Annotated in this window: 6 protein-coding genes and 1 pseudogene; 2 read left to right on the top strand and 5 right to left on the bottom strand. The window is 58.8% G+C overall.

The annotated features are described in order from the left end of the window. From VGL70_22580 to VGL70_22560, 5 genes and pseudogenes are all read right to left on the bottom strand, one after another. Positions 1-908 (bottom strand): TIGR01212 family radical SAM protein (locus VGL70_22580; GenBank protein ID HEY3306316.1); only part of this gene is annotated, 908 nt, incomplete at its 3' end. 367 nt (positions 909-1,275) lie between these two features. Next, positions 1,276-2,229 carry a DUF4340 domain-containing protein gene (locus tag VGL70_22575; GenBank protein ID HEY3306315.1) on the bottom strand — a complete coding sequence of 318 codons (954 nt, stop codon included), beginning with the start codon at positions 2,227-2,229 and terminating at the stop codon, positions 1,276-1,278. A gap of 4 nt (positions 2,230-2,233) precedes the next feature. Further along, on the bottom strand, positions 2,234-3,769 hold the full coding sequence (locus tag VGL70_22570; protein HEY3306314.1) for a Gldg family protein: 1,536 nt from the start codon (positions 3,767-3,769) through the stop codon (positions 2,234-2,236). Positions 3,770-3,779: 10 nt separating this feature from the next. Further along, entirely contained in the window at positions 3,780-4,553 is a 774-nt protein-coding gene (locus tag VGL70_22565) for an ABC transporter permease (GenBank protein HEY3306313.1), read from the bottom strand. 138 nt (positions 4,554-4,691) lie between these two features. Continuing rightward, positions 4,692-5,321, bottom strand: a pseudogene (locus tag VGL70_22560) (ATP-binding cassette domain-containing protein). 147 nt (positions 5,322-5,468) lie between these two features. Between VGL70_22560 and VGL70_22555 the strand changes: the two are divergent. Both VGL70_22555 and VGL70_22550 read left to right on the top strand, forming a co-directional pair. Beyond that, positions 5,469-5,690 carry a CopG family transcriptional regulator gene (locus VGL70_22555; GenBank protein HEY3306312.1) on the top strand — a complete coding sequence of 74 codons (222 nt, stop codon included), beginning with the start codon at positions 5,469-5,471 and terminating at the stop codon, positions 5,688-5,690. Then, on the top strand, positions 5,687-6,048 hold a 362-nt coding region (locus VGL70_22550; GenBank protein ID HEY3306311.1), incomplete at its 3' end, for a putative toxin-antitoxin system toxin component, PIN family. The genes VGL70_22555 and VGL70_22550, both read left to right, overlap by 4 nt.

The following is a 6,048-nucleotide window of genomic DNA, read 5'->3' as shown; positions in this document are numbered from 1 at the left end:
TCCAGCTCCGCCTGAATCGCGTTGTGCACGCCGATCTTGTTGATCGACCACTCGGGGGCGACGGTGAGATCCCGGTAAGTTTCTCCGCTGAGACGGTGGACAACGATTTCGGGAGCGAGCAGTTCGAGAAAATCGACGGCGAGGGCGACGTAGGCCTCGCGGCTCAAGATCTCGAACGCGCCGGAAAGATAGATATCCTCCAACGCCGTGTGCTTGATGACGTGGAGATTGTGGAGCTTCACGCCGTCGATTCCCAGTCGGTTGAGCAGCGCGGGCGTCTGGAGGATCTCTGCGCGAGTTTCCGTGGGAAAGCCGAGAATCAAATGCGTGCAAAGACGGAGGCCCCTGGATTTGCCGCCCTCGACCGCGTCGATAAATTCTCTGAGACCGTGGCCGCGGTTTACCCAGCGAAGCGTTTTGTCGTGCATCGATTCCAGTCCGAGTTCGAGCCAGAGGTAAGTGCGGCGCGCCAGATCCGCCACGAGATCGAGAACTTCGTCCGGCACGCAGTCCGGTCGCGTCGAGATGGCCAGGCCGACGACACCGGGAAAGTCCAGCGCCTCGCGATAGAGACGCTCGAGCTTGCCGACCGGGCCGTACGTATTGGAGTAGCTCTGAAAATAGGCGATGAATTTTTCCGCCCGATGGCGCCGCCGCAGCGTTTCGGTCCCGCGCTCCAGTTGCTCGGTCACGGACATGCCGGGCCGAAATCCCCGAGGCGTGTGGCCCGCGTTATTGCAGTAAATGCAGCCGCCGACGGCAACGGACCCGTCGCGGTTCGGGCAGGTGAAGTCCATTCTGAGGCCGACCTTGTAAACCCGGCTCCGGAACGCGGCCTTGAGAGTCGATTGAAACGAGTTGTACCGTTTGCCGCCCCAGTGGTTCTTAAGGTGAAGAGGAAAATTCATGGCGCCATCAGAGGGGTAAGAAAACGGTTAACAGACTGATATTTGTTTCTCAAGGGATCCTTCACGGAGCCCGTCCTGAGACGATTCGCTTCGCTCATCAGAGTGACAGTCGATGGATTCAGGACGGCAAGTCACTTTAATCTCACTGGGTCAATTCCCCGCAGCTTGCTGTGTAAACGGCATTCGGAGTCCTCTCTAAGTCCGTCATTCCCGCATGCTTGTAGCGGGAATCCAGGCGAAACTCTGACTGGACCCCCGATTAAAACATTCGGGGGTGACGACTTTGGGAATACTCTCATAAATGTTTTTTGAAACCCCGCAGCTTGCTGCGGCGTGGTTCATCGTCATTCTGAGCCCTTCGCGTGTGTCACTTTTTCGCCTTTTCTTTTTCCTCGGCGGCGAAATCGGCCGGCTGCTTCCGCAGTTGATTGTAGAACCGCTCGTCGATCGTGTAAACGGTCGGACTTCCTTCCGCCGTCGCGTAGTATCCGACGGCGCTCTTGCCGGCGACTCGGAGCCTTGCCAGATTCTTCCCATCCTTGCCGTCGATGGAAATCTCCAGCGCGGCGCGATCGAGGCCGTATTTTTTGAGATCGGCCGGATGGTCGTCGGCGAATGTCTTGGCTCTAAGCTGCGCCAGTAGCGCGAAATAGCCGTTCACCGCGTCGGCCTTGGCGGTCTTCTTAAGCGGCGATTCGATCGTCCACTCTTCTTTCTCTCCCTTGGCAAGGACGAGCGCCTGCCCGGTCGTCTGGATTTGAAGCCGGGTTGCCTTCTCAACAGGGAAGACCACGATCGTCCTGTCGCGGATCTCGTTGGGCTCTTTATCCAACGCAAACACGAGCGCCGAGCCCGTCAGATAGACGACCGGATCGCTGCCGCGCCGGACGTACGCCGAGTCCCCGAGCGGCGTTTTGGCGCCGACGATGAGTTGTGGCAGAGTGAGGCCGCTCTTCAGCGTGAGTGAAACTTTGGCCGCTGGCGTATCGAGGCCGAAGCTCTTCAAGTCTTCGGCGCTCGGTTTTTTCTCCAGCGGTCTCTTGATATCGGCCGCGGTGATCGCCGCGATCAGGCTCCCGACCGCCGCGTCGTCCGCGCCCGTCTGGAGCGGCTGGGTGAGCCTCCATTTGCCTGAAGGATCTTTTTGCAGTTGGAGCGCCCGCTTGGGATAGGCGAGGTCGATCCCCGTTAGTTCGTCGCTCTTGAAGTTGATTAGTCTCTCGGATTTCCCTTTTTCGTCCTTGGCAAGCTCGAAGAAATAAACGTAACCGCCGAGAGCGATCAAGAGGACGGCCAAGATGAGCGTGTTCAGCCGCCGCACGTTTTTATCTTCTCCGCCACCATACGGCGAGGCCGATGATGAGGAGGATTTCCGGCAGGATCAGAAACGAAAGATAGAAAATCGCCGCGCCTTCGCCTTCGGTGAGCTGGAAGCGCGAGGAGCGGATCGAGCGCGGCCGGATGGAGATCATCTCTTCCTGTCCGACCAGCCAGTTCGCCGCGTTGAGGAAAAAATCCCGGTTGAAAAAAATATTGGTGTACCGGTTGTTGGCGAAGGCGGCGCTCCCGACCGCGACGACCTTGGCTTCGCCTTCCTTCTCGATGCCGAGATTTTTGAGCGTGGCGGTGACCGCGACGGCGACCGAAATGGGCCCTTTCTTGTCTTCCGACCCCAGGGCGGCTCTTCCTTGTTTGAAGATGCCGGCGAGATCTTTCTCCGCCCAGCTCGTCGCGCCGGTCTGGACCAATGAGATCGCCTCAATTCCGTCCTTCTTGGCCGGCTCGACGGAACGGACGAGAGGAAAAAGTGTCCGCTCCTTGAACTCGCGCGTGATCGGGTGGGAGAGGTTGTAAGTCTCCGCGATCGGCTCGACTCCGAGCGTCGGTCCGGCGAACAGCCGGATCTGCTGGTCGACGACGATATCGTCGCCTACTTCCACGCCCCAGCCGCCGAGAAAACTTTTGAGGCTGTCGCCGCCGGGCGAGGGGAGCAGCGCCAGGAGCCGCCCGCCGCTTTTCAAATAGGCGTCGATCGCCGCGGTCTCGTGCTCCAGGAGCGGTTTTTCCGGGGCGGCGACGATCAGCAGCGAGGTCTCCGGCGGGACTTTTTCCTGCGTCGAGAGGAGCAACTCCTTCACCTGATAATTTTCGTTCTCCAAAGCGGCTTTGGCGGCGGCGTATCCCTGCGGGCTTTCCTTGTCGTCGAGCTTGGGCTCGCCGTGGCCGGTCAGGAACAGGACGTTCTTCTTGGTCGGCTTGGTGAGCTTGCTGATGGCGTTGGTGATCGCCTCTTCGGTGCCGTCGGTGATGTTCGTGGTTTCCTGTCCATAGCTCAAATGCAGCGTGTTCACCTGCTGGATCTTGAACTGCTTGGTCTTCTCCGGGTGACGGTCGGGATCGACCGCGGTGAATTTGACCCGCGGCGAATGATACGCGTAGCTCTTGATGAGATCGGTCACCTTGGGATTTTCGCCTTTTTCAAAAAAACCGTAAATCTCCAAATCCTGGGCGAGCTGGCCGAGCACTTTGATCGTCTGCGGCGAGAGGCTGAACACTTTTGCCTCGGTCAGATCCCAGCGCTGATGGTAGCGCGTGCTCAGGAAGTTGACGAGAATCAGAACGCCTATGAGAATCAACGAATAGAGCGTCGCGTGCAGGCCGTAGCGCGTCGAGCGGCGGCGCATCGATGCGATCAATTGGCCTCCCTGAGTGACGAGGTAGACCAGGAGACACAGGACGCCGAGCGCCAGGTGGATCAGGACATAGAGGTCCGTGGCGTCGCCGGTGAAAAAAAAGGCGACCAGGCCGAAGGCGGTCAGCACGAGGCCGGAAATTCCGGAAATCTGCAGGAACTTTCTCATCGGGATTCGCTCAACTCTGGCGCGAGGTCTCCACGGCGCGATGGGTGAGAAAAAGGCTCAGAACGATGAGGCTGAGAAAGTAAACGACGTCCCGGGTGTCGATCAGCCCCTTGACCATCTCGCCGAAATGCTCCGTGACCGACAGATACTTGAGCAGGCCTCCCAGAGGAGCTCCGGCCGTTTCCGCCGGCCAGGAGATGACGTAGAGGAGCAGCAGGATGACGAAGCAGATGACGGCGGCGACGATCTGGTTCTCCGTCAGCGACGAGGTCAAGAGCCCCACCGAAACGAAAACTGCGGCGAGCAGAAAGAGTCCGAGATAACCGGCGGCCACGACTCCGAGCTCCGGATTTCCGTAGAGTAAGAGAATCCCCGGGTAAATCGCCGTCAAGAGGATCATGATGGCGACGAAGGCGAGGGCGCCGACGAGCTTGCCCAAAACGATCTCCGTCACCCTGAGCGGCGAGGTCAGAAGCAGCTCGTAGGTTCCGCTTTTCTTTTCTTCCGCGAACGCGCGCATGGTGATGATCGGGATCATGATCACGAGCACGATCGTGAGATTGTGCAAGAGCGGCGCGATCACGTAGTCGTTCAGATTCAAGCTCTGCAGGCCGTCGATATTTTGCATGCCGGTGTAGAAGTTGACCGCGGAGCTGAAGCGGAAGAGCAGATTAAAGAAAAACCAGCCGCCCAAAAGCAGGAAGCCGGTGAGCACCACGTAAGCGATCGGGGAAACGAAAAGAGATCGGATCTCTTTTCCGGTGATGGTCAATATATTGCGCATCGCGGTACGGTTTTAAGACGCCGTCGGGGCCGCGCTCGCGGCGTCCGCATCTTTTTCTTCGGCTTCTTTGGAGATGTAGCGCAGAAAAACCTCTTCCAGGCTCGCGCCCTGGGCCAGCTCTGCCAAATTTTTCTCCACCACGACCCTGCCTTCGTTGATGATGACGACCTTGCTGCAGATCTGCGAAACCTCCGGCAGGATGTGCGTCGAGAGGATGACGGTTCGGTCGGCGGCGAGCTCTTTGATCAGGCCGCGGATCTCGATGATCTGTTTGGGGTCGAGACCGATCGTGGGCTCGTCGAGGATCAGCACCGGCGGGTCATGGATCAGCGCCCCGGCGAGGCCGACGCGCTGCCGATAGCCTTTGGATAACCGGCCCACGATGCGCGCGGCCACGTCGGTGAGAAAGCATTTTTCCAAGACTCGCTCCAGAGCGCTCGGGAGCTCGCTCCTCCGCACCCCTTTGATGCGCCCGACGAACTTTAAATAGGAGCTTACGGTCATTTCGTGATAGAGCGGCGGATTCTCCGGCAGGTAGCCGATGCGCCGGCGCGCCTCCCGGGCTTCGTTCGTGACGTCGAATCCTTCCACGGCGGCGGTCCCTTCGGTCGCCGGCATGTAGCCGGTGATGATGCGCATCGTCGTCGTCTTGCCCGCGCCGTTCGGCCCGAGGAGGCCGAGGATCTCTCCCCGCGCGGCGGTGAACGAGACGTCCTGGATGGCGCGGAGGTCGCCGTAATATTTTGTGAGACCGCGCACTTCGACCATAATAGTTCACACCATGTAAAACGCTTGTTCCCGCTTTGTCAACAATCAGGGCGCCATTCCAGGCTTGACCCGACATAGCGGGTCAGCCTCACGTTGGGCCGAAAGGCCTCGTTGACACTACTTTGCGATTGTCCTACATTGTACGACATGAAAACCAACGTACTCACAATCAGGCTCGACAAAGACCTGGACAAACTGTTAACCAAGGCGAGTCGCCAGTCGGGAAAAAACCGCAGCGAGGTCGCTCGAGAGGCCCTTCGTCGCCAGCTTCGCATCAGTCAGTTTGAAGCACTGCGGCGCAAGATCATGCCTTTTGCGGAGGCGCGCGGTTATCTAACCGACGACGATGTGTTCGCCGAGGTGTCGTGAGGGTTTTCCTGGACACCAATGTCCTGGCCAGCGCAGCGGCAACCCGAGGTCTTTGCGCGGATGTTCTGCGCGAGGTTCTCACTTCACACGACCTTCTGACTTCCGCACAAGTACTGAGCGAACTGAAACGTGTCTTGCGGACTAAATTCGGCGTGGCGCAGGATTTGATTGACGATTTCATTTCGCTTATGCGGCAAGACACGGTGCTTGCCGATCCCGGCCAACTTCCGACTATCCAAATCCAAGATCAGGACGACCTGCCTATTCTATCGGCTGCGATATCCGCGGGAGCCGACGTGTTCGTGACAGGCGACAAGGAACTCCTGGATATAGGTCACGTCGAGAATCTGGCGATTCT

It is taken from the genome of Candidatus Binatia bacterium, from assembly GCA_036504975.1.
Taxonomy (GTDB): Bacteria; Desulfobacterota; Binatia; order UBA9968; family UBA9968; genus JAJPJQ01.
The sequence above is the reverse complement of the archived record's forward strand: the minus strand, read 5'-3'. Positions and strand labels throughout refer to the sequence as shown.